1 protein-coding gene is annotated in these 627 nt (G+C 68.4%); it reads left to right on the top strand.

Translation table 11 applies throughout. The features are described 5' to 3' along the window. Positions 1–147 precede the first annotated feature (147 nt). On the top strand, positions 148–627 hold a 480-nt coding region (locus A5625_RS02100), incomplete at its 3' end, for a VWA domain-containing protein (RefSeq protein WP_156747853.1).

A 627-nucleotide genomic window follows, 5' to 3' on the forward strand; every position in this document is an offset into this window, starting at 1 on the left:
GACATCAAGTTCACCCAGCGGCACGTTCTCGGCGCCGGCTAATCCTCCGGCCGCGGCCCATGCACCGCCGGAGTTCGAGGAGGCGGCCAGATCGGGAGGTGAGCCGATGGCGGTACCACGCGGATCGCTGTTGGTGAGGCGTGCCGCATGACGCTTCCCGGTATCGGCCCGTTACCGCTCTACGGGTTCCAGCGTCCCGCCCTGTTGTTGTTCGGATTGGTGCCGCTGGCCCTGCTGGGCCTCTACGTCTACGTCGCGGCCCGGCGCCGCCAACGCCTGCACCGGTACACCGAGGCCCCGGTTGCACAGTCGCCGTGGCGGCACCTGCCGATCGCCATATCGCTGCTGTGCCTGGTGTTTTTGACGATCGCGCTGGCCACCCCCACCCACGACATGCGCATCCCGCGCAACCGCGCCGTCATCATGCTGGTGATCGACATGTCGCAGTCCATGCGCGCGACCGACGTCGAACCCAACCGGCTCAAGGCCGCCGAACAGGCCGCCACTCAGTTCGCCGAGCAGCTGACCCCGGCGATCAACCTGGGCCTGGTGGAGTTCGCCGCCAACGCCACGCTGCTGGTTCCGCCGACGACCAACCGCGGCGCGGTGAAGGCGGGCATCGACAGT

Source organism: Mycobacterium sp. 1465703.0 (assembly GCF_001672975.1).
In the GTDB taxonomy this organism is placed as follows: Bacteria; Actinomycetota; Actinomycetes; order Mycobacteriales; family Mycobacteriaceae; genus Mycobacterium.